The organism is Rhodococcus opacus B4 (genome assembly GCF_000010805.1).
In the GTDB taxonomy this organism is placed as follows: Bacteria; Actinomycetota; Actinomycetes; order Mycobacteriales; family Mycobacteriaceae; genus Rhodococcus_F; species Rhodococcus_F opacus_C.
The window spans coordinates 2,268,724-2,291,170 of record NC_012522.1; the positions used below are offsets into that span (position 1 = coordinate 2,268,724).

General features: G+C 69.1%; 17 protein-coding genes. 1 reads left to right on the forward strand and 16 read right to left on the reverse strand.

Translation table 11 applies throughout. From position 1 onward, the window contains the following. Positions 1 to 3 precede the first annotated feature (3 nt). The gene (locus tag ROP_RS10530) at positions 4 to 672 is read right to left on the reverse strand and encodes a cyclase family protein (protein ID WP_012689319.1); all 669 of its coding nucleotides are present in this window, start codon (positions 670 to 672) and stop codon (positions 4 to 6) included. A gap of 71 nt (positions 673 to 743) precedes the next feature. On the opposite strand from ROP_RS10530, the gene ROP_RS10535 reads away from it, so the two are divergent. Next, positions 744 to 4,235 carry a serine/threonine-protein kinase gene (locus ROP_RS10535; RefSeq protein WP_012689320.1) on the forward strand — a complete coding sequence of 1,164 codons (3,492 nt, stop codon included), beginning with the start codon at positions 744 to 746 and terminating at the stop codon, positions 4,233 to 4,235. 7 nt (positions 4,236 to 4,242) lie between these two features. Here ROP_RS10535 and ROP_RS10540 read toward each other — a convergent pair whose 3' ends face one another. The 15 genes from ROP_RS10540 to ROP_RS10610 all read right to left on the reverse strand — a co-directional run bounded on the left by ROP_RS10540 (position 4,243) and on the right by ROP_RS10610 (position 22,289). Then, entirely contained in the window at positions 4,243 to 5,118 is an 876-nt protein-coding gene (locus ROP_RS10540) for an aldo/keto reductase (RefSeq protein ID WP_231868879.1), read from the reverse strand. Positions 5,119 to 5,254: 136 nt separating this feature from the next. Continuing rightward, positions 5,255 to 5,746 (reverse strand): hypothetical protein, encoded by a 492-nt coding sequence (locus ROP_RS10545; RefSeq protein ID WP_012689322.1) that lies wholly within the window; start codon positions 5,744 to 5,746, stop codon positions 5,255 to 5,257. A gap of 4 nt (positions 5,747 to 5,750) precedes the next feature. Further along, on the reverse strand, positions 5,751 to 7,352 hold the full coding sequence (locus tag ROP_RS10550; protein WP_012689323.1) for a GMC family oxidoreductase: 1,602 nt from the start codon (positions 7,350 to 7,352) through the stop codon (positions 5,751 to 5,753). Next, entirely contained in the window at positions 7,349 to 8,860 is a 1,512-nt protein-coding gene (locus ROP_RS10555; protein ID WP_012689324.1) for an aldehyde dehydrogenase family protein, read from the reverse strand. The genes ROP_RS10550 and ROP_RS10555 overlap by 4 nt, the downstream gene beginning before the upstream one ends. Before the next feature lie 16 nt (positions 8,861 to 8,876). Beyond that, positions 8,877 to 9,995 (reverse strand): Zn-dependent alcohol dehydrogenase, encoded by a 1,119-nt coding sequence (locus ROP_RS10560; protein WP_012689325.1) that lies wholly within the window; start codon positions 9,993 to 9,995, stop codon positions 8,877 to 8,879. Between the two features lie 34 nt (positions 9,996 to 10,029). After that, entirely contained in the window at positions 10,030 to 11,055 is a 1,026-nt protein-coding gene (locus ROP_RS10565; protein WP_080512450.1) for an ABC transporter permease, read from the reverse strand. Next, positions 11,052 to 12,569, reverse strand: a complete 1,518-nt coding sequence (locus ROP_RS10570) for a sugar ABC transporter ATP-binding protein (RefSeq protein ID WP_012689327.1) — start codon at positions 12,567 to 12,569, stop codon at positions 11,052 to 11,054. Before ROP_RS10570 ends, ROP_RS10565 begins: the two co-directional genes overlap by 4 nt. Next, positions 12,566 to 13,597, reverse strand: coding sequence for an ABC transporter permease (locus ROP_RS10575; RefSeq protein ID WP_050785054.1), 1,032 nt, complete (start codon positions 13,595 to 13,597; stop codon positions 12,566 to 12,568). Before ROP_RS10575 ends, ROP_RS10570 begins: the two co-directional genes overlap by 4 nt. Positions 13,598 to 13,633: 36 nt before the next feature. Next, a complete protein-coding gene (locus ROP_RS10580) occupies positions 13,634 to 14,674 on the reverse strand; it encodes a sugar ABC transporter substrate-binding protein (protein ID WP_043826428.1) in 1,041 nt (346 codons plus the stop codon). 65 nt (positions 14,675 to 14,739) lie between these two features. Continuing rightward, on the reverse strand, positions 14,740 to 15,927 hold the full coding sequence (locus tag ROP_RS10585; RefSeq protein ID WP_012689330.1) for an acyl-CoA dehydrogenase family protein: 1,188 nt from the start codon (positions 15,925 to 15,927) through the stop codon (positions 14,740 to 14,742). A gap of 12 nt (positions 15,928 to 15,939) precedes the next feature. After that, on the reverse strand, positions 15,940 to 17,502 hold the full coding sequence (locus ROP_RS10590) for an acyl CoA:acetate/3-ketoacid CoA transferase (protein ID WP_012689331.1): 1,563 nt from the start codon (positions 17,500 to 17,502) through the stop codon (positions 15,940 to 15,942). Positions 17,503 to 17,747: 245 nt separating this feature from the next. Then, entirely contained in the window at positions 17,748 to 18,761 is a 1,014-nt protein-coding gene (locus tag ROP_RS10595; RefSeq protein ID WP_043824552.1) for a LacI family DNA-binding transcriptional regulator, read from the reverse strand. A gap of 101 nt (positions 18,762 to 18,862) precedes the next feature. After that, complete coding sequence (locus ROP_RS10600) at positions 18,863 to 19,915, reverse strand: zinc-binding alcohol dehydrogenase family protein (RefSeq protein WP_012689333.1); 1,053 nt, start codon at positions 19,913 to 19,915, stop codon at positions 18,863 to 18,865. Continuing rightward, positions 19,912 to 20,940: a Gfo/Idh/MocA family protein gene (locus tag ROP_RS10605; protein ID WP_012689334.1), complete on the reverse strand. Its 1,029-nt coding sequence runs from the start codon at positions 20,938 to 20,940 to the stop codon at positions 19,912 to 19,914. The genes ROP_RS10600 and ROP_RS10605 overlap by 4 nt, the downstream gene beginning before the upstream one ends. Next, entirely contained in the window at positions 20,937 to 22,289 is a 1,353-nt protein-coding gene (locus ROP_RS10610; protein WP_012689335.1) for an MFS transporter, read from the reverse strand. The genes ROP_RS10605 and ROP_RS10610 overlap by 4 nt, the downstream gene beginning before the upstream one ends. Positions 22,290 to 22,447: the final 158 nt, after the last annotated feature.

The following is a 22,447-nucleotide window of genomic DNA, read 5'->3' on the forward strand; positions in this document are numbered from 1 at the left end:
CCGCTAGTCGGCCAGGTGCATCGCCACTGCCCGGGTGGGGGCGCCGTCGCCGCCCTCGAGGGAGATCGGCAGCAGGCTGACGAGCGGATCCGGGAAATCGATCCGGTCGAGCCGGCACAGGTTCTCGCCGATCACGCCGCCGGCGTCGGCGATCAGATGGTGAACCGGATATCCGCCATCGGCGTCCTCGCCCGGTGTCTCGTCGACGCTCGGGGCGTCCAGGCAGAACGTCCGCACTCCCCGGTCGAGCAGCAGTGCGCACACCGAGGGGTCGAGGAACGGATGCGTGTAATAGGCCTCCGTTCCGTAGAACCGAGACCATCCGGTATGGAACACGGCGATGTCACCCGGCCGGACGTCGTCCGCGCGGGACCCGATCACGTCCGGGGTAATCCGCTGCCGCGCACCGAGCCCGCGCACGTCGAACACGACGCCGCGACCGACGAACAGCTCCGGTGCCAGCCGGTCGATCGTCACCGCACCCGCCTTCAGGTGCGCCGGGGCGTCGACGTGTGTCCCGGACTGCGAACCGATCCGGACGTCCAGGACGTTGTAGCCGTCGCGTTCGAGAGTGCAGTGCCTGATCAGGGCGGGCACCGGGTCGCCGGGATACACCTGCATCCCCGGCCCGATCGTGTGCGACAGATCCACGATTCTTCGAACTTGTGCCATCGGACGATTGTGACCGGCCTCGGCGTCACCCGTACCGCGATATGCTCGATCACGAGCGAAGAGGTGGTGGCATGACCGATTTCGACCCGCTCGCCACCCAGCGTGAGTCGGTGTCTGCGACCTTCACGGCCGAGCTGTCCGCGGTCGGGCTGGAGGACGCCAAAGAGATCGGGCACGGTGGGTTCGGGGTCGTATACCGGTGCGCGCAACCGGAACTCGACCGGACGGTGGCAGTCAAGGTCCTCACCGCGGCGCTCGACCCCGAGAACCTCGAACGCTTCCTGCGGGAGCAGCGCGCCATGGGCCGGCTGAGCGGCCACCCGCACATCGTCAACATCATGCAGGTCGGCACCACCGACACCGGCAGGCCGTACATCGTGATGCAGTACCACCCCCACGATTCGCTGGACGCGCAGATCCGGCGGCGCGGGCCCATTCCCTGGAGCGACGCCCTGCGGGTCGGGGTGAAACTCGCGGGTGCACTCGAAACGGCGCACCGGGTCGGTATCCTCCACCGGGACGTCAAACCGGGAAACATCCTGCTCACGGAGTACGGCGAACCACAGCTCACCGATTTCGGGATCGCCCGGATGTCGGGGGCGTTCGAGACGACGGCGGGCACCGTCACCGGGTCCCCCGCGTTCACCGCGCCGGAGGTGCTGTCGGGACGGACCCCGACCGCCGCGTCCGACGTGTACAGCCTGGGCGCGACCCTGTTCAGCGCGATCACCGGGCACGCCGCGTTCGAACGGCACAACGGCGAGGAGGTGATCGCGCAGTTCCTGCGCATCACCACCCAGCCCGTCCCGGACCTGCGCAGCGAGGGATTCCCGGAGGACCTCAGCGCCGTGATCCAGCGGGCGATGGCCGGGAAACCGGACGATCGCCCCGCGTCCGCCGCCGCCTTCGGGGACGAACTGCGCGAGGTCGAACGCCACCACGGCCTGGCAGTGGACGAGATGGCGATGCCCGTCGACCCCGGTGTCCATCACAGCGAGGACACCTCGCACGGCACGGTCTCGACCGTCTCCGGGCCGTTCCGGACCTCCACGACGGGACGGGCGAAGTATTCGTCGACGCCGCCGCCCGCTCCGGCCACCCGGTTCCGGCCGCCCGCCGCGACCCGGCAACTCGTGGAACGGGACCGGCTGATCGACCTGCTGCGGGCCGGCCGCCGTCGCCTGCTGACCGTGATCCACGGTCCCACCGGATTCGGCAAGAGCACCCTCGCCACCCAGTGGCGGAACGTCCTCGCCGACGAGGGTGTCGCGGTCGCGTGGCTGACCGTCGACAGCGACGACGACAACGTGGTCTGGTTCGTCGCCCACCTCATCGAGGCGATCCGGCGCGTGCGCCCCAACCTGGCGAAGGAACTCGGCCAGGTCCTCGAGGAGCACGACGACGAGGCCGAACGGTACGTGCTCACCTCTCTCGTCAACCAGATCCACGAGAGCGGCGAACGGATCGCCCTGATCATCGACGACTGGCAGCGGGTGTCCGAGCCCGCGACGATCGCCGCCCTGGAATTCCTCCTCGACAACGGGTGCCACCACCTGCAGGTCGTGGTGACGAGCCGGACCAGGGCCGGGTTGCCGATGAGCCGGATGCGGGTCAAGGACGAACTCGTCGAAATCGACTATTCGGAACTGCGTTTCGACGATTCCGAAGCCCGGTCGTTCCTCGTCGACCTCGGCGGGCTGCCCCTCGACAGCGAGGACGTCACCGAACTCCGCGACTCGACGGACGGCTGGGTGGCGGCACTGCAACTGGCGTCGCTGTCGCTGCGCGGACGGGCCGACCCGTCGGAGCTGATCGCCGGACTGTCCGGGCGCCACCACGCGATCGGCGAATTCCTCGCCGAGAACGTCCTCGACACCCTCGAACCCGAGATGCTCGACTTCCTGCTCGCCACCTCGATCACCGAACGCACGTGCGGCAGTCTCGCGGGCGCCCTCGCGGGCACCGCCCGCGGGCAGGCGATGCTCGAGGCAGCCGAGGACCGGGACCTGTTCCTGCGCCACATCGACGACGAGCGAACGTGGTTCCGCTACCACACCCTGTTCGCCGAGTTCCTGCGCCGCAGGCTCGAACGCGATCAGCCCGACCGCGTCCGGGAACTGCACCGCGCCGCGTCCCGCTGGTTCTGCGACCACAGCCTGCTCCGCGAGGCCGTCGAGCACGCCCTCGCCGGCGGCGAAGAGCACCGCGCCGTGGAACTCGTCGAGGCCGACGGGCTGTTGCTGCTCGAGCAGTCGCAGTCGGCGACGCTGTCCGCGGTGGTCGACATGCTGCCGCCGGGTCTCGTCGCCGCGAGCGCCCGGCTGCAGGTCACGACCGCGTGGGCGAACGCGATGTCGCACCGGATGTCGACGGCCGAACGGGCACTCGAACGGGCTGAATGGGCACTCGAGCAAACCGAAATCCGCGACGCCGCCGCCCTGCGCGCCGAGGTCGGCGCTGTCCGCGCCGTGATCGAACTCCGCGCCGACCGGATCGAGCGCATCGACGACCTCGTCGCCGACGTGCTCGCGCAGCCGGAGTCTCTGCACCCGTGGGTGGTGTGCGCCGCATTCAACGTCACCACGTTCGCCGCGGTGTACCGCTTCGACTTCGCGGAAGTCCGCCGGATCCAGGAGGTCGCGCGACCCTTCTACGAGCGGAACAAGGGACCGCACAACGTCGTTCACGGCCAGAGCTATCTGGGTGTCGCATCGTGTGAGCAACTCGACATCGACGATGCCGTGGACCGTTTCCGGCGCGCCCGCCGAGCCGGCCGGAAACTGGGCGGGCCGCGAGCGCCGTCCGCTCGGCTCGCGGGATCACTGCTCGGTGAGGTGCTCTACGAACGCGGGGACATCGAGGAAGCCGAGCGACTCCTCGACGACGGATACACCCTGGCGATCGAAACCGGCGGTGTCGATTTCAAGGTCGCCCGCTTCGTCACCGGGGCGCACGTCAAGGCGCTGCGCGGCGACCGGGAGGAAGCGAGAAAACGCCTGCACACCGGACTCGAAGTGGCCGAGACCTACTCCCTCGCCCGCCTTCGGGCCCGCGTCGAGAACGAACGCCGACGGCTCGGCATCACCCCGCATCCGACCCTCGGTGCACCCGATCCGGTCCGGTTCGAGAAGCGGCGGCGCCCGGTCGAGGGTATCGACGAGATAGTCGCGCAGGTCGAGGAGGCCACCGCGGTTCGGATGCTGCTCGCCACCGGATCGCCCGCGAATATCGAGTCGGCGTACGCCTGGGCGCAGGAGTGGACCGACCGGCTGGCAGGTACGGGCCGCAACCGGGCCCACCTGCTGGCGGAGCGGCTGCGGGTGGCCTGCCTCGCCGCGGCGGGCCGCGAAGACGAGGCGAAGCAGGCACTCGCATCCATCGCCTCGATCTGCGCGGCGCGGGGACTGCTCCGGATACTTCCCGACGGCGGGCCCTCCGTCGTCGCCCTGATCGCCGATCTCCGCGCGGATCAACTGGCCGGCGAGTGGCCCGCCGGCCGGCCGACGGTCCCCTCCGACTTTCTGGAGGAGCTGCAGAACTCGACGTCTCCGTACACCATGTGACCGGCGGTCAGGACGGGGTGGGCGCCTCCTCCAGGATCAGTCCCGCGGCGCGCAGGTCCTGCCAGAATTCGGCCGGGATCGGGTGTTCGAGCCAGGCCGCGTTCTGCCGCAACTGGTCGCAGTTCCGGGCGCCCAGCAGAAGCTCCCGCACCGCCGGATGCGCGGCCGCGAACTGAATCGACGCGGCCGCCAACGGAACCCCGTGGCGCGCGCAGAACTTCTCGATGTCGCGAACCCGGCTCAGCACATCTTCCGGCGCCGGCTGGTAGTTGAACTTCGCTCCGGGCACCGCGCCGGTGGCCAGGACACCCGAGTTGAACACACCGCCGAGCACGATCGCGACGTCGCGCTCCACCGCGAGCGGCAGCAGGTCCGTCACCGGATCCTGCTCGAGCAGTGTGTATCTCCCCGCGAGGAGGACGCAGTCGAGATCGACGCGTTCGAGGGCAGTGACGCAGACGTCGGCCTCGTTGACCCCGATACCGATCGCCCGGACCACACCCTCGTCCCGCAACCGGATCAGCGCGGGAAACGCGCCCTCGAGCGCCTCCGCGAACCGCGCGGGCTGGGCGTCGCCGTGCGTGTACCGGTCGACGTCGTGCACGTAGAGGATGTCGAACCTGTCCTGGCACATGCGCTGCAGACTGTCCTCCACCTGCCGCAGCACCGCGTCGTACGAGTAGTCGAAGTCCGCCCGGAACGGCGGTGTGTCCACCCAGATTCCGGTGTCGAACGACCCACGGGGCGCGGGTGTCAGCGTGCGCCCGACCTTCGTGGACAGCACGTAGTCGCCGCGGTCCCTCGTCAGCAGTGCATGGCCGACCCGGTGCTCGGACAGCCCGTGCCCGTACATGGGCGCGGTGTCGAACGACCGCACACCCATGTCCCAGGCCTCGGCGATCTGCGCCGGGCGTCCGCCTCGGCGATCGGCCGGAAGATGTTGCCGATCGGCGCACCGCCGTAGCCGAGCAGGGTCACGTCGAAGCCGGCGCGCCCGAACGTCCGAATGTCGTTCACCTTCACGGTTTCTCGCCTCCGTCACCGAGGAACAGGGTGCCCGGGTCGCGCAGCACCGCGTCCATCTCCCGAAGGCACACGAGCTTGATCGCCGAGACGACGAGCTCCGAATAGAACTGGTCGTGGAACCACTTGTCGCCGCTGTACGCCACGACGAGCCCGCCCTCGCCCACGGCACTGCCACCCCATTTGGTCCACCCCTGCTGGTAGAGGTACGGGTGCAACTGCTGCACGGCGTGCGACGGCAGCCCGGTGGTCCAGCTGATCCGCGCCTTCGACTCGGCGATCGCATCGTACGGCCCGCGCCAGTCCTTCTTCTCACCCCAGCTGCGGCGGTAGACGACGGGCAACTCCACATCGGCGGACGGTGCGACGCCCGGCCGGAGCACGACGAGGTGCCCTGCAGATCCGTGGGAGAGGTTCTCGATCGACGGCAGGGCGAGTTCGACGGCTTCCCTGGCGACGGACTCGGTCAGTCCGGAAAAATTGGTCATGCGGTCATCCTTCCCCACGGATCAGGTCGACGGCCTTCTCGGCGATCATCACCGTGGGCGCCTGCGTGTTGGAACTGACGATCCGCGGCATGACGGACGAGTCGACCACCCGCAGCCCCTCGATGCCCTGCACCTTCAGTTCCGGTGAGACCACGGCCTCGTCGCCGACGCCCATCGCGCACGTGCCGACCGGGTGGTACGAGGTACGACCGTATGCGCGGACGAATTTCACGTAGTCGTCCTTGGTGTTCACCGACAGTCCGCCGGCGAGGTGCTCGGCCTTGATGTGCCGGGCCATCGACGACTGCGCCATGATCTCGCGGCTCTGCCGCAGCCCCTCGATGCTCGACTCGAGGTCGAAGTCGGTGGCGAGGAAGTTCGGGTCGATCAGCGGCGCGGCGGTGGGATCGTTCGACCTGATCTTCACCGAACCGCGGCTCTCCGGCCGCAGCGCGTACGAGTTCAGGGTGCAGCCGTAGCCGGGACGGACCGCCGCCACACCGGCCTCGACGCCGGCGGCGGGCAGGAAGTGGAACTGCAGGTCCGGGATCGACTCCCCCGCGTGCCCGAAACTGAATCCGCCTGCCTCGACGACCGTCGACGCCAGCGGGCCCCGCCGGAAGGCGGCGTACTCGAGACCCGCCTTGGCCGTGGCGGGACGGATCAGGTTCAACCGGTCGAGACTCTGGTATTCGCGGAGTTCGTAGATGACGTCGAGGTCGCAGTGGTCGTGCAGGTTCCGGCCGACCCCGGGAAGTGCATGGGCCACCTCGACGTTCGCGTCCCGGAGGTCGTCGGGATGACCGATTCCCGACAACTGCAGGATCTTGGGCGATCCGAACGCGCCCGCGGCGACGAGCACCTCGCGCGACGCGCGGAACGTCTCCACGCCGTGCGGGGTGAGCACCTCGATCCCGGTGGCGCGTCCGCCGTCGAGCAGCACCCGCGACACGGCGACGTTCTCCCGCACCGTCAGGTTGGGCCGCTTCCTGGCGGGTGCGAGGTAGGCGCCCGCGGCGCTGCACCGGCGGGCGTTCTTGGTGGTCGTCTGGTAGAGGCCGACACCGTGCTGGCGATCGCCGTTGAAGTCGCCGTTGAAGGGCAGCCCGAATTCCTGCCCCGCCTGGACGAACGACTTCGACAGCGGATGGGGGTTGATCGGGTCGGAGACCCCGAGTGGGCCGTCGGTCCCGTGGTACGGCGCCGACAGCCGTTCGTTGTCCTCGGACCGGAGGAAGTACTTCTGGATCTCGTCGAACGACCATCCCGCGCAGCCGTACTTCAGCGCCCACTCGTCGTAGTCCTCGTGCGCGCCGCGGGTGAACACCTGGGCGTTGATCGACCCGCCACCGCCGATGACCTTGCCCTGCGCGAGGGGAATGACCCGGTCGTTGCAGTGCTTCTGCGGGACACTCGAGAATCCCCAGTCGTATTTGCTCGCAGTGAGTTTCGCGAAGCCCGCGGGCACGTGGATGAACGGATGGCGGTCGTTGCCGCCCGCCTCGAGCAGGAGAACTCGGACGTTCGGGTCCTCGGTCAGCCGTCCGGCCAGCACGCAGCCGGCGGTGCCGCCGCCCGCGATGACATAGTCGTAGGTGGCGCTCATCGGGTGCCTCCGGTCCAGTTCGGGAACACGCGCGTGCGCGGTCCGGTGCGGATCTGAATGGTCTTGACGTCGGTGAATTCGTCGAATCCGGCCTGCCCCATCTCGCGGCCGAACCCGCTCTGCTTCATTCCGCCGGCGGGCAGTTGCGGGGCGCCGTCGATGGTGGTGTTCACCCATACCCGGCCGCTCCGCATCTCCTTCGCCACCCGCAGCGCCTTGTCGATGTTCTTGGTCCAGATCGACCCGGCCAGACCGTATTCCGTGGCGTTGGCGAGCCGGATGGCGTGGTCGACGTCGCTGAAGCGGGTGACGGTGAGGACGGGACCGAAGATCTCCTCCTGGAAGGCGGCGGACTCTGCGGCCACGCCGTCGAGGATCGTCGGGGCGACGAAATGCCCTCTCCCCCAGTTCTCTCCCTCGAGCCGGGCGCCGCCGGTGAGGACGGTCGCGCCGTCCCGCCGCGCCGCGTCGATGTGCCCGAGTACCTTCTCGAGGTGACCGGCGTCGATCATCGGGCCCAGCTCGCTCGCCTCGTCGAGCGGCCCGCCCACGGTGATGCGGCCCGCGGCCTCGACGAGGCGCGCGACGAACGCGTCCGCGATCGAATCCTGGACCAGGAGCCGGGCCCCCGACACGCAGCACTCGCCCTGATTGAAGAACACACCGAACAGGACGCCGTCGAGTGCGTCGTCGAGGTCGGCGTCGTCGAACACGACGCTGGCCGCCTTGCCGCCCAGTTCCATCGACAGCCGCTTGACGCTGCCCGCCGACGCCTCGACGATCCGCTTGCCGGTCTCCGTGCTCCCGGTGAACGACAGGATGTCGACCAGGCTGCTCTCCGCGAGGGGTGCACCGACCACCGAACCGGCACCGGTGACCACGTTGACCACCCCGTCGGGGACCCCGGCCTCGGTGAGCAACCGGGCCAGCTCGACGGCGGTGCCGGATGTAACCTCGGCGGGCTTGACCACCGCCGTGCAGCCCGCGCCGAGTGCGAACGGCAGCTTCTGCGCGAGCAGCAGCAGCGGGAAGTTCCACGGGATGATCATGCCGACCACACCGGCGGGTTCGCGGACCACCATCGCGGTGCAATTCTCGCCGAGCGCGGTGTGGGCCTCGCCGTGCATCGTCATGGCCAGCGCGGCGGCGTACTCGAACAGTTCGATGCTCGCCCCGACGTCGCCGCGGGCCAGGGTGATCGGCTTGCCGGACTCTTCCGCGTCGATCCGGGCGAGACGTTCCTCGTCCCGGCGCATCAGCCCGGCGCAGCGCAGCAGTGCCCGGCCCCGGTCCATCGCGGTCCATCGCGGCCATTCGCCCTCGTCGAAGGCCTCCCGCGCGACCGCGATGGCGTCGACGGCGTCGGCGCGGGTGCCCGCGGTGAACGTGGCGACCACGCGTCCGTCGGCCGGGCCGACCCGCTCGACGACGGTGTCCGACGGGGGCACACTGCGCCCGCCGATGAAGTGTCCATAGCTACGGATCTGTGTTGCTTCGATTGTCGACATGTGTGGCAGTTCCTCGTCAGTGTTCGTGGATCAGGACACCACGCAGGTTGAGGCCCGCGTGCATGTCCACGTATGCGTCGTTCACCTGGTCCAGCGTGTAGCGCCGGGTGACCAGTTCGTCCAGTTTCAGCCGCCCCGACTTGTAGTAGTCCAGCAGCGCCGGGATGTCCCGGGTGGGGTTGCAGTTGCCGAACAGGACCCCGCGCAGATGCTTCGCGTAGACCACCAGTTCGAGTGGGCTGATCGGGATTCCGGGTTCGTTCTGGCCGATCGACACGACCGCGACAGTGCCCTCCTTGCGGACGGCCCGGAAGGCGTCGGCGATCAGCTGTCCGTCGACCACCCCGACGGTGACGACGGCGCTGTCGGCGCCCTGACCGTTGGTCACCGAGCGGACGAACGGCATCGCCTCGTCGATCGACGCGTACGCGTGAGTGGCCCCGAGTTCGAGGGCGCGTTCCCGTTTGAACGCGACCGGGTCGACGGCGACGACGTGTGCGGCACCCGCGTGGTGGGCGCCCTGCACGGCGTTGATGCCCACACCGCCGACCCCGACCACCATCGTCGTGTCGCGGGGGCGGACGCCCGCGCCGTTCACGGCCGAGCCCCAGCCGGTCGCGACCCCGCACGACACCAGGCAGGCCACGTCGAACGGGATGTCCTCGTCGATCTTCACGGCCTGCGCCTGGGACGTGACGAGGTAGTTCGCGAACGTCCCGAGGCGTTGCATGGCGCCGATCGGCCGCCCCGACCGCGTGGCGAACCGCGCCGTTCCGTCGAGCATGAAACCAGCCTCCATACCGGCCCCCGTATCGCAGATATATTGCATCCCCTGCGCGCACCAGGCGCAAGTTCCGCAGGCGGGGAGGTAGGCGGTGGCGACGTGATCACCGACGGCGAGCCGGGTGACCCCGGGACCGACCGCGTCGATCACACCGGCGCCCTCGTGACCGCCGACCAGCGGCAGCGTGTTGGGGATGTCACCGGTGACGAGGTGATCGTCGGAGTGGCACAACCCGGACGCCATCACCTTGATCCGCACCTCCCCGGGACCGGGCTCGGCGAGGATCAGATCGTCGACCTCCCACTTGCCGCCCACGTCGGAAATCACCGCACCGCGTGCCGTCGTACTCATCGTTCTCCTTCGAATCTCACACTGACACAGAGTCTTACTTGATGATCGAGAGCCGGCTGCGGTCGAGTGTCACGGCGACCGCGACGATGACGACCACGCCGTACACGATCTGCTGGAAGCTGGGGTCGATGCCGGCCACCGAGCCGCCCACCCGGAGGACGGTGACCACCAGGGCGCCGACGAGCACCCGCCACGCGCCGCCGATTCCACCTGTGATGGCGCAACCGCCGACCAGCACCGCCGCGATCGCGGGCAGCAGCAGTGAATCCGCGAGTTGCGGTGCGGCGCTCTGCTGCTGGGCCGACAACACGATACCCGCGGCTCCCGCGAAGAAGCCGGACAGGGCGAAGGCTCCGACCCGGACGACCCGGGTCCGGACGCCGCTCATCATTGCCGCCGTCTCCCCCAGCCCGACGAGGTGGAAGACGTTGCCCCGCGGTGAGAACCGCATCGCGCAGAACACAGCGGCCACCGCAGCCACACCCGCCCACACTGCCATCGGGAGCCCGAGGGCGGTCCACGAACTGAGCCAGAAGATCGCGTCGTAGCCTTCGCTGATGTAGATGGTGGTCGACCCCGAGGCGACGAGCGCGACCGCACCCCAGAACCCCAGCGCCCCCAGCGAGACCACGAACGACGGGACCTGCCCGAACACGATCAGCAGGCCGGTCAGCGCACCGATCAGGGTGAGCGCCACCAGGGTGACGACGACGGCGAGCGGACCGAGCGACCCGATCGCCGTCGCCAGGATCACCGTGGCGAGCGACGCGAGCGCCGCCACCGACAGGTCGATGCCCCCGGTCAAGATGACGAACATCTGGCCCAGCCCGAGCAGCAGGATCGGGACCGCCTGCGCCGAAACCACCGCGAGGGCGTTCATCGACAGGAAGTTCGGTTCGGCGAGCGCGACGAGGAGGACGAGCGCGACCAGCACGACCGACGGTCCGGCCAGGCGCAACCGGTCCCGCGTCGCCCGGGGCACCGCGGCCGCCGCACCCCCGGGTGCGCGCGTCTCGGTCGTGGGCCTCTCGGTGGAAGTTCTTGTTGCCACGGCGATCACATCATCTTCTCGAGGAGTTGGAGTTTGCTGGGCGGATTTCCGGGCGGCGAATCGAATGCGGCGGTGATCTCGCCGTCCCGCATCACGATCACGCGGTGGCCGAGGCCGATCGCCTCGTCCAGGGTGTCGGCGAGCACCAGAATCGCTACTCCCCGCTCGGACAGGTCGCGGAACAGGGCGTACAGGTCTTCCTTCGCGCCGATGTCGAGACCGCGGGTGGGGTGGTCGAGCACCAGCACTTTCAGGCCGTCGCCCAGGATCCATTTGGCGACCACGGCCTTCTGCTGGTTGCCGCCCGACAGTCGCGCGATGTCGGCGTCGGGGTCGGCCGGCCGGATGCCGAGTTTGTCGATCCAGGTGCGCGCGGTCTCCTGCACCCGGGCGCCGGACGAGATCCGGCCACCACCGGCCTTCACCGGATGCACGGTCGCGATGTTCTGCGCGACGGTAGCTCCCGCGATCATGCCCTCGACGCGACGCTCGGCGGGAACGTACGCGACACCGGACCGCACGGCGTCCGCGGGCGATCGGGGCGCCGAACGCTGCCCGTCGATCTCGACGGTTCCGGAATCGATGGGCACGGCACCGAACACGGCGCGGGCCACCTCCTCGCGGCCGGAGTCGACCACCCCCACCACCGAGACGATCTCGCCGGCGTGGACGTCGAGCGAGACGTCCCTCGCCTTGCCGCCACACGTGAGGTTGCGGACCGACAGCGTCGGCATGCCGGTGCGGGAGACAGCGCGCTTGCGCTCCGACGAGTAGATCTCCTCGGCTGCGCCCTTCCCGATCATGAGCTGATACAGCTCGGATTCTGTTGCCGCCGAGGAGATCCGTTCGCCGACCACCTTGCCGTCGCGCAGCACGTACACGCGGTCGGAGAAGCGGAGCACCTCGTCGAGACGGTGGGAGACGAAGATGACGGAACCGCGCTCCTTGAGGGCGGTGACCCGGCGGTGGAGCACCTCGACGTCCTCGGGTTCGAGCACCGACGTCGGCTCGTCGAGGATGAGCAGCGGCGGGTGTTCCACCTGCCTGCCGCCGACGGCCCGCGCCACCTCCACCATCTGACGCTGCGCGAAACCGAGCGTTTCGGTGAGTGCACCCGGGTCGACCGTCGACTCCACCACCGACAGCATGTCCTGGGCGCGGGCCCGGATCCGGCGCCGGCGGAGGAAACCGGCAGGGGCGGTGCCGCCCTCGTGTCCGAGGATCAGGTTCTGGGCGACGGTGAGGTTCGGCAGCAGCGACTGCTCCTGGTGCACCACCCCGACGCCGTGGCCGGCGGCGTCGGACGGGCTCGAGAAGCTCACCTCGCGCCCGCCGAGCAGCATCGAGCCGCCGTCCTGCCGGTGCACTCCGGCGAGGATCTTGAGCAGCGTGGACTTGCCGGCGCCGTTCTCGCCGATCAGCCCCACGACCTCGTTCGGAGCGACGGACAGGCTCACGTCGTCGAGCACGGTGTTGGGTCCGAATTTCTTCGTGACGTTGCGGAGTTCCAGGAGAGATGTCATTTCACGACCCTCAGTCGACTGCGGGCGGGCCACCCGGTGGCGATCACCGCGACCACGATGATGAGTCCCTGCGCGCCCTGCTGGAGGTACGGGCTGGCGCCCGAGAGGAGAAGCCCGTTGCCGAGGACGACGAGGAGCAGCACACCCACCAGGGAGTGCAGGGGTCCACCGCGACCGCCGGACAGCAGGGTGCCGCCGACGACCACCGCGGACAGGGTGAGGAACAGGCTTCCCGATCCGACGCTCACGTCGCCGACACCGAGCCGGATGGTGGCCAGCACTCCCCCGAGCCCGGACAGCAGTCCGGCCACGGCGAACAGGATGATCTTGGTGCGCCCGACCGGGACACCCGCCAGTCGGCTGGTCGCTTCGTCGCCGCCGATCGCGTAGGTGTGCATGCCGAGCCGGGTTCCCTTGCACAGCAGCACTGTCACGGCCACGGCGGCGAGCGCGAACACCACGACGACCGGAAGTCCGAACCAGTGCCCGCCTGCCCAGGCGCCGAGCGACGGGTCCGTGAGCTGAGGGGTGGTGGTGCCGAACAGCACGGTGGCGACACCGAGCCCGACGAACCAGGTACCCAGTGTGACGAGGAAGGACGGCACCCGGGCGACGACGTGCAGCACGCCGTTGACCACTCCGAAGACCAGACCGACCCCCAGCGCGATCAGAACCGCGAGGAGTCCGAGGTCGTTGCCGTTGACGCTGTTCGCTGCGAGCAGAACGAAGGTCAGCCCGCTGGCCGCCATCACGCCCTCGATCGACAGGTCCACGCCACCCACCAGGACCACCAGGGTCGCGCCCATCGCGAGGACCACGGGAATCGCGGCCTGCTCGACGATCGCTGCCGCGTTGCTCGCCGTCGCGAATCCGGGAGCCAGCGCGGCGAACACGGCGCACAGTCCCAGCAGGGCGGCGAGGGGGCCGGCGGTGGAGAGCACCCGGCGCACGCCGGGTCCGGTGCCGCGCACGGGCGGGCGAGGTTCGGCGGAGGTCGTCACCTCCCCGGTCACTTCTGTCGTCGACATGGTCACTCCTTCGGAAGTTCGGTGGTATGCGGGGGGTTACCGGGCGACGGGGCCGGTGATGCGGGAGAAGGGATCCTGGACGGATCGCACGATCTCCTCGTCACTCGGCACGGTGCGGAACCGGTCGACGTTGCTCGCGGTGATCAGCGACTGGTCGACGTAGAATTCGCGGTTCTCGCGGGGCAGCGACTCGACGTCGATTGCGCCGGTCATGGCCTGGTAGCAGATGGCGAGTCCCATCGCGCCGTTGAAATAGGGGTCGGTCGTATACGTGGAGAGCAGTTCGCCGTCGGCGATGGCGCCCAGTCCTTCCGGGGTGGCGTCCGCGGCGCTGGCGATCTTGATCTCCCCCGCGCGGCCCGCCTCACGCACCGCCTGTAGAGCGCCGAGTGCCATCGAATCCGTTGCGGCCCAGATGCCGTTCACCTGATCGCCGTATTTGTTGAGCAGGGTCTGCGTGGTGGTGTACGCCTTGTTGCGGTCGAAGTCGGCGGGCTGGTCATCGAGCAGGGTGACGCCGGACTGTCCGGCCATCGCCTGCTGGAAGCCCTGGAACCGGGTCTGGCTGATGTCGTTGGCGAGCAATCCCTGCAGCGCGATCACGCCGCCGGTGCCGCCGAGCGAATCGACGAGGGCCTTGCCCGTGTCGGCTCCCTGCTGCACGCCGTCGTAGGAGACGTAGGACGCCCACCCGTTCCCGACGTCCCAGGGATGCAGGTCCGCGGGCTTGCTCCACTGGGTGACCGCGCATCCGCCGCTGTTCTGCACGGCACGCACGATCGCGGGGGTGTCGGCGCTCGTGTTGGGGTTGATGTTGAGCAGGACGGTCTTTCCCGCGGCGAGCACCGACTGCAGTTGCGACAGCGCGTTCTGCGAGTCGCCGCCGTAGACGATCACCTTCAGTTCGATCCCCAGCGATTCGGCGTACGCGCGGCTGCCCTGCACCCATGCGGCCTCGTACGGGTTGGTCAGCGACCGGACCTCGGAGACCATCACCATCTCGCCCCGGTCGACGGCGGCCCCGTCCCGCTCGACCCGTTCCGATCCCGCCGAGCAGGCGACGGCGGAACTCGCCATCACGGAGACCGCAACGGCTACGCCGACGGCCCGGGCCGCCGCCCTGACCGATCGTCGCGTCGGTGTCATCGTTCGACCGAGCCTGTGCCGGCGGCGCCCTTCAGCACTGCCCGGCTGATGATGAGCCGCTGCATTTCGCTGGTGCCTTCGTAGATTTTCGTGATGCGGGCGTCGCGGTAGAGGCGTTCCACCTCGTACCCGCGGATGAAGCCGTTGCCGCCGAACACCTGGACGGCCGCGTCGGCGTGGCGCACGCATCCCTCGGACGCGTACAGCTTCGCCATCGAGCAGAGCGTCTCGGCGTCCGCTGCTCCCGTGTCGAGGGCCCGCGCCGCCTCGACCGACAGTGCGGTGCCGGCCCGCAGTTCGGTGGCGACCGTGGCGAGGGAGAACGAGATGCCCTGGTTGGCGGAGATCGGCTTGCCGAACTGGCTGCGGTCGAGCGACTGCCGGGTTGCGGCGTCCAGTGCGGCGCGACTGATGCCGAGACTCAGTCCCGAGATCCCGAGACGGCCCTTGGCCAGCACCTTCATCATGTAGCCGAACGCCTTGCCTTCCTCGCCGAGGAGGGCGTCGGACGGCAGCCGGACCGAGTCGAACACCAGTCCGCCGACCTGGGAGGCCCGCTGCCCCATCTTGTGTTCGTGGTAGGCCCGGCTGACGCCGGGCTGGTCGACGTCGACCAGGAACACCGAGATGCCCCCGCGCTTCCCCAGTTCGGGATCGGTGACGGCGAGGACGACAGCGAAGTCCGCGACGGGGGCATTGTGGATGTAGATCTTCTCGCCGCTGAGCACCCAGCCGTCGCCGCTGCGCACCGCGCGCGTGGTGATCGACCCGAGGTCGGATCCGGAACCCGGCTCGGTGAGCGCGTAGGCGCAGCGCTTCTCGGCGGAGAGCATCGGCCGCAGGTACTGCTCCTGCTGCTCGGGTGTGCCGTAATTGCCGAGCAGGCTGCCGAGGATCTCGACGAGTCCGCACTGGTCGGCCACCGACGCGTACCCGTAGGACAGCGACTCCATGACGAACAGGTAGTCGAGGGCGGTGCCGCCGAATCCGCCGAACTTCTCGGGCACGGTGATGCCGAAGAGCCCGATCTTGCCCATCTCGCGGTAGATCTCTTCGGGGAATCGTTCGGTTTCGTCCAGTTCGGTGGCGACCGGCCGGATCCGTTCGTCGACGAACTCCGCGACGAGCTTGCGTTCGTCGGCGCCGAGCACGGACGACGGAATGACACTGTTTCCGGTTGGCATGTGGTTCTCTCCTCAGATGTGTACGGCGACGGGGGCGAACAGCCCCGCGTCCATCAGCCGTGGGTTCTTGATGATCGGACGGAATCCCATGTGCGGCAGAATGTCCCGATCGATATCGATACCGGGAGCGATCTCGACGAGTTCGAGGCCGTCCCCGGTGAGCACGAAGACGGCGCGTTCGGTGACGTACACCGCCTCGCGCCCCTCACGGACCGCGAGAGCGCCGGAGTAGGTGACCTGATCGACGCGGTCGACGAACTTCGGCACCGACCCTTCCCGCCGGATCACCAGTTCTCCCCCGACGATCTCGACGTCCAGTCCGCGAGCGGTGAAGGTTCCGCAGAAGACGGCGCGCGGCGAGTTCTGGGAGATGTCGATGAACCCGCCCGGTCCGACGATTCCGCCGCCGATCTTGCTGACGTTGACGGCCCCCGTGAAGTCGACCTCGGCCATGCCCAGGCAGCTGACGTCGAGCATTCCGCCCGAGAACAGGTCGAACTGGGTGGTCGACGAGTGCACGACCTTCGGTCCCCGTGCGGCCCCGAACAGGTCGCCCGAGACGGGGATGCCGTCGATCAGTCCCTGCTCGATGGCGAGCGTGACGTCGTCCAGGCGGTCCTGTTCGGCGAGCGCGTCGACGACGAGGGCGGACACCCCGAAGCCGACGTTCAGGACGTCGCCGTCCCGGACCTCGGCGGCGGCCCGCCGGGCGATCAGCATGCGGATCGGGTCGTGATTCGTGGCGCCGAGCCCGGAGTTCGCCGCGTCGCCGGAGAGTTCCGGATCGAATTCGCCTGCGTACGTCTGCCATTGGTCCGGCGCATGGACGATGTCGTCCACCAGGACCGCCGGGATGTGCACGAGCCGCGGATCGATCGGCCGGTCCAGCAGATTCTTCACCTGGACGATGACCCGGCCGCCGCAGGCCTTCGCCGCCTGGGCGACGGCCAGGGCGTCGAGCTGGGCGGCCTCCCCTGAGCACGTGACGTTGCCGGACGGGTCGACGGAATCGCCGCGGACGATGGCCACGTCGACGGGAAACGGCTTGTAGCGCAGGTACTCACGGCCGTCCAGCGTGAGGACCTCGACGAGGTCCTCGGTGGCGGAAGGCGTGAACTTGCCCCCGCCGTGGCGCGGGTCGACGAACGTGTCGAGGCCGGTGGCCGTGACGAGTCCGGGCCGGCGCGCGCCGATCTCCCGCAGCAGCTGGCTGATCGCGCCGCCGGGCCAGGCGTACGCCTCGATCTCGTCGTTGCGGACGAGTTCGATCATCGCCGGCGACCACGTCCAGTGCCCGCCGATGACCCGCGTGACCATGCCCTTGTGTGCGAGGTGGTTGGTGCCGCGGCGCACCCGGTCACCGATGCCGAGAGCGTGGACGATCGTGAGGCCCCTCGGCGATCCGGTCGCGAGAAAGCACTCCTCCAGCGCCTTCAGCACGGTGTCCGCTTCGAGGATTCCGCCGCCCGAACCGGTGAGGGCGATCGTCGATCCTGGCGCAATGCCGCTCACGGCTCGTGTCGCGGTGGTCGGTGTCCAGCGCCTCGCCGCGGCACCCGGTCCGGGATGTGTCATATCCGCTCCTGTAAATGCTTACATTCGGCCAATCGGTCCATGAATGCCATGTACCTCGGTTATTGCCACACTATATTGTGAGCTGAGCAACATCAAGAAAGCGATTACAGAAACTTTCCGAGATCGCTCCGATTACCGGACGGGCATGATTCGCCGACGACTGTTGCGTCGGCATGCGACACCGCCCCGACGCAGTACTCTGCGTCGGGGCGGCAAGGATGAACGGTGGCGTGCGGAAAGCCGGCTCAGCCCGGCGCGGGCCCCGTCGACTCGCGAATGACGACCTCCGCGGAGATCAGCGGCGGAGACGTGGTGGTCTCGTTGTTCAGGGCGGCGCGCATCAGCGACCACGCCTGGTCGCCCAGGTCGATCTTCGGGCTCACCACCGTGGTCAGGCGCGGCGCCAGGTGCCGTGCCATGTCGATGTCGTCGAATCCGGTGACCGAAATGTCCTCGGGGACACGGAGTCCCCGCTCCCGCAGTTTGGAGATGACGCCGAGCGCCGTCAGGTCGTTGAAGCAGACGAGGGCGGTCGGCTCGTGTGTGAGCGCCTCTTCCACCACGTCGTAGCCACCCTCGATGGTTCCGTCCGACGGCACCGCGGTCGCCTCGATCCCGAGCACCTTCGCCATTTCGATGGCCCGCCACCGCTCACGGTTCTGCCAGGCCAGATCCGAGCCCTTGACGTAGACGATCCGGCGGTGGCCGAGCTTCGCGAGGTGCCCGCACAGCTCCATCATCGGCGTGAAGTTGTCGACCGCGACCATGGGGAGATCGACCCCCAGCTCCACCCGGTTGACGAGCAGGACCGGAGTCGCCTGCCTGGCGAGTTCCTTCAGTCCGCTCGTCGGAATCCTCGACGAGAGCAGCACGAGGCCGTCGACCTGGCCGAGCAGGTCGAGCGCGGTGGCGAGTTCGTCGGCCGCGTCACCGGAGTAGTCGGCGACGAGCATGCGATATCCGTCGGCGGTGGCCCCGTGGTGCATCTGCTTGACGACGTCGAAGAAGTACGCGTTCGCCAGGTCGGGCAGGATCACGCCCATGTTTCGCAGCGACCCGAGGACGAGTCCGCGGGCGGCAGTACTGGGCCGGTAGGACAGCTCGTCGGCAACCTCGAGGACTCGTGCCGCGAGGTCCGGGGTCACCGACGTGCTGCCGCTCATGACGCGGGAGACGGTGGCGATCGAGACGCCGGCGGCCTTCGCTACGGTGTTTATCGTGACGCGACGACTTGCGGGCACTCGGGTCTGATCAGCCATCGCTGCCTCTGCATCTCTCGTCGCCATTGCCACCGTCCACCCCGTGAAGGGTGGAAACGCTTACAGCGTAGCGCGAAGGCAGGCCCGGATCACGCGGACACTCACTCTCCGTGCAACAACGGACGCGTTCCGAGCAGTTTCCGCGACGTCAGCAGCACCTTGACGTGCCTGTTGCCGTTCGATTCGAGCTCCTCGACCGCGCGGCCGAACTCGTCCAGCGGAAACGTCGCGGTGTGCAGCGGCGACGCGTCCACGCTCCCCGACTCGAGCAGTCCGGCTGCGTCGGCGAAGTCCTGCCGCACATAGTTCCGGCAGGCCACGACGGACAGTTCGCGGGCGTAGAGCGCGCTGTAGTCGAGGGTCAGTTCGTGCCCGGGTTTCGCGGACGCGATCGCCACGTAGCGGCCGCCCGGCGCGAGGACCCGCAGCGCCAGCCGGGAGGATTCCGGGGAGCACACCGTGTCGTAGACCAGGTCGACCGATTCCGTCCGGTCCCGGAGCCAGCCCTCGAGCGCGTCCGCCGATTCGGTCGTGAAGCCGCTCATCCCGCACGCGACGGCGGGCCGCTCCCGTTCGGGGTAGAGGTCGACGCCGAACACCCGGACGCCCCGGCTCCGCGCCACCAGCGTGGTCGCGAGACCGATCGCACCGGTCCCGACGACCAGTGCGGTGTCCCCCGCCGACACGCCGCCGCGGCGGACCACGTGCACCCCGACGGCGAGCGGTTCGACGAGCGCCCCGAAACGGTCCAGCACCGCGTCGCTGACGGGCACGCACTGCGTCTCGGGAATGACGAACTCCTCACTGAAACACCCGCGCGGATCGGACAACCCGAACACCCGGATACTCGGGCAGTTGTTGATCCTGCCGTCGCGGCAGGCGCGGCATCGGCCGCACCCCGTGGTCGGGTAGACCATCACCGGCTGCCCGACCGTGAGACTCGTGCCCGGGCCCACTCGCGACACGCGTCCGGCGCATTCGTGGCCCAGCACCGTGGGGTACGCGGCAACGGCGTTCCGGCCCCGCAGATGCGACAGGTCGCCGCCGCAGATCCCGGCCGAGTCGAGAGCGACGAGCACCTCCCCCGCACCGGGGGCCGGTACGTCACAGTGGTCGAGGCGATACTCGTTCGGACCGTCGACCCGGATACTCAAGACTGACATGCGTTTTCCCTTTCCTCGGAGACGATTTCCGGCATCGTGCCGGCCGTGGCGGACCGGTAGGCGGCGTCGATCACCGACTGCACGGGCAATCCGGACCCGGCGTCGCACAGGGGCGCCGTGCCCGCGGCCCAGCTGGTGAAGACGTCCTCGTACAGCGACCGGAACCACGCCGTCATCGACAGCGGGTCCGGTCCGGACGCGTCGACGGACCCGCCGACGAGCATGTGTTCGCCGTCGCCGATCCGGATGAGCGAATCACCCACCAGCCGAAGCTGTCCCGCGTCGCCGAAGAGGTGGATCGTCTCGGCGCCGCCCGGCCAGGCCGCCGTGCTCGCCGTCACCGACGCCGCATGTGAACCCTGGTCGATCAGCAGGTGGATCGTGTCCTCGGCCTCGAGTCGCCCACGGCTGGTGGAGGCCGCGGCCACGACCCTGCGCGCCGGTCCGGTCAGCGACAGGTAGAGGTCGAGGGTGTGGATGGCCTGGGTGATCAGCACTCCGCCGCCGTCGCGGTCCCAGGTGCCGCGCCCGGCTTCGCCGTAGTAGGAGTCCGGCCGCCACAGCGCGGCGGTGACGGTCGCCGATCGGAGGGTGCCGATCGCGCCGTCCGCGAGAAGTTGCCGGGCGCGGCGCGCCGCCTCCTTGTAGCGGTGTTGCAGCGTGACCGCGGCCCGCACACCGGTTCGCTCCGCCATCTCCACGATCGCCTGCGCATCGGGCAACGAGGCCGCCAGCGGTTTGTCGATCACCAGGTCCAGGCCACGTTCGGCCAGCGCCGACGCGACCGTGAGGTGACTCGACGGCGGCGTGACCACCACCGCCGTGTCGGCATCCAGGGCCGCTGCCGCGTCGAGACCCGGGAGGATCCGCGCCTGCGGCGCCAGCCTGTGGGCGGCGGCCGCCCGCTTCTCGTCGCGGGTCACCACACCGACCACGTCGGCGCCGACCGCCCGCAGGGCCGTGAGGTGCGCGGCGCTCGCGAGACCGGCGCCGACCACCACGACACGACGGGTCACGATGCCGCCTCGACGGGGGTGCGTGCACCCACGCTCCGCCCGAGAGTCTCGGGGAGCAGGGCGATGCCGATCAGACCGACCACGCTCAGCCCCATGAGATAGCTCGCGACCAGCCAGGGCGTTCCGCCGGCAACCGCGACGAGGGCGGTGGCGACCAGCGGGATGGTGCCGCCGACCACCGCGGCCGGGATCTCCCGGGAGATCGCGATGCCGCTCCACCGGATCTTGGTGGGGAACAGTTCGGAGAGCAGCGCGCCGCCCGGTCCGGACGTCGTGCCCTGGACGAGGCAGATGCCGAGGATCAGTGCCAGCCCGACCATCCACGGCGACCGGGTGTCCAGCATCATGAACATCGGGAACGGGAAGACGATGCCGAAGATCGCACCGGACAACAGGACCGGCTTGCGGCCGATCCGGTCGGCCAGCCGGCCGAAGCCGATGATGACGGGGATGGCGCAGAACTCGGCGACGATCAACCCGATCAGGGCCTGGGTGGAATCGACCCCGAGGGTCTTGGTCACGAACGACAGCGCGAAGACCTGCATGACGTAGGCCCACGGAATCACGAAGCTGAACAGCGCGAGTCCGCACAGGATCTGCCGCCAGTGGTTGCGGACCGCGTCGACCAGGGGTGCACGGTCGACCTCACCGTGCTGGGCGGCCTCCTCGAACACCGCCGTCTCGTTCACCTTCAGCCGCAGGTAGCCGGCAACGAGAACGATGACGGCGCTGGCCAGGAACGGAATGCGCCACCCCCAGGACAGGAAGAGGTCGTCGGGCATCAGCGTGAGCAACGCGAAGATCGCGGTGGCACCGCCGGTTCCGACGTAGATCGCGGCCCCCGGGTAGGCACTGGAGAGAGCCCGCCGGGAACTGTCGGTGGATTCGGTGACCATCGTGATCGCCCCGGCGAACTCCGCGCCCGCGCCTGCACCCTGGAACAGGCGGAGGACGATCAGCAGAATCGGCGCCCAGATGCCGATCGAGTCCGCGGTGGGCAGAGCCCCGATCAGCGTCGTCGAGGCGCCCATCACGAGCAGGGTCATCAGGAGCATCGGTTTGCGGCCGAGCCGGTCGCCGAAGTGCGCGAAGACCAGCCCGCCGATCGGGCGGGCGCCGAGGCCGACGGCGAACGTCCCGAAGGCGGCCATCGTGCCGGCGAGGGATCCCGCCCCGGGGAAGTAGAGGGGCCCGAAGACGAGGGCGGCCGCGAGACCGTAGAGCGTGAAGTCGTACCACTCGATCACGGTTCCCGCCGCGCTCGCCTTGATCACCCGGCGGCGTTGCTGCCCCGCCGACCCGTGCGGCACCGCGGTCGACCGCTCGGTGCCGAGTTCGGTCATGCCCATCGAGAACTCCTGACTGTGAAGGGGAACTGCCGGAACCCGACTACTATGACGCACGTCACCGGATTTGTAAACGCTTTCTCAACGTGACGGCAGTATTCCCGTTTTCACAGTTCACAGCTATATCCTCGACCTATACGGATCGGACCCTGTCAGATACC

Bases quoted from the DNA above. Each gene is read 5' to 3' on its own strand.
- ROP_RS10590 (WP_012689331.1), bottom strand. From the start codon at position 17,502: ATGACACATCCCGGACCGGGTGCCGCGGCGAGGCGCTGGACACCGACC.
- ROP_RS10550 (WP_012689323.1), bottom strand. From the start codon at position 7,352: ATGAGCGCCACCTACGACTATGTCATCGCGGGCGGCGGCACCGCCGGC.
- ROP_RS10540 (WP_231868879.1), bottom strand. From the start codon at position 5,118: ATGGGTGTGCGGTCGTTCGACACCGCGCCCATGTACGGGCACGGGCTG.
- ROP_RS10530 (WP_012689319.1), bottom strand. From the start codon at position 672: ATGGCACAAGTTCGAAGAATCGTGGATCTGTCGCACACGATCGGGCCG.
- ROP_RS10545 (WP_012689322.1), bottom strand. From the start codon at position 5,746: ATGACCAATTTTTCCGGACTGACCGAGTCCGTCGCCAGGGAAGCCGTC.
- ROP_RS10595 (WP_043824552.1), bottom strand. From the start codon at position 18,761: ATGGCTGATCAGACCCGAGTGCCCGCAAGTCGTCGCGTCACGATAAAC.
- ROP_RS10610 (WP_012689335.1), bottom strand. From the start codon at position 22,289: ATGGGCATGACCGAACTCGGCACCGAGCGGTCGACCGCGGTGCCGCAC.
- ROP_RS10570 (WP_012689327.1), bottom strand. From the start codon at position 12,569: ATGACATCTCTCCTGGAACTCCGCAACGTCACGAAGAAATTCGGACCC.
- ROP_RS10535 (WP_012689320.1), top strand. From the start codon at position 744: ATGACCGATTTCGACCCGCTCGCCACCCAGCGTGAGTCGGTGTCTGCG.
- ROP_RS10580 (WP_043826428.1), bottom strand. From the start codon at position 14,674: ATGGCGAGTTCCGCCGTCGCCTGCTCGGCGGGATCGGAACGGGTCGAG.
- ROP_RS10575 (WP_050785054.1), bottom strand. From the start codon at position 13,597: ATGTCGACGACAGAAGTGACCGGGGAGGTGACGACCTCCGCCGAACCT.
- ROP_RS10560 (WP_012689325.1), bottom strand. From the start codon at position 9,995: ATGAGTACGACGGCACGCGGTGCGGTGATTTCCGACGTGGGCGGCAAG.
- ROP_RS10555 (WP_012689324.1), bottom strand. From the start codon at position 8,860: ATGTCGACAATCGAAGCAACACAGATCCGTAGCTATGGACACTTCATC.
- ROP_RS10585 (WP_012689330.1), bottom strand. From the start codon at position 15,927: ATGCCAACCGGAAACAGTGTCATTCCGTCGTCCGTGCTCGGCGCCGAC.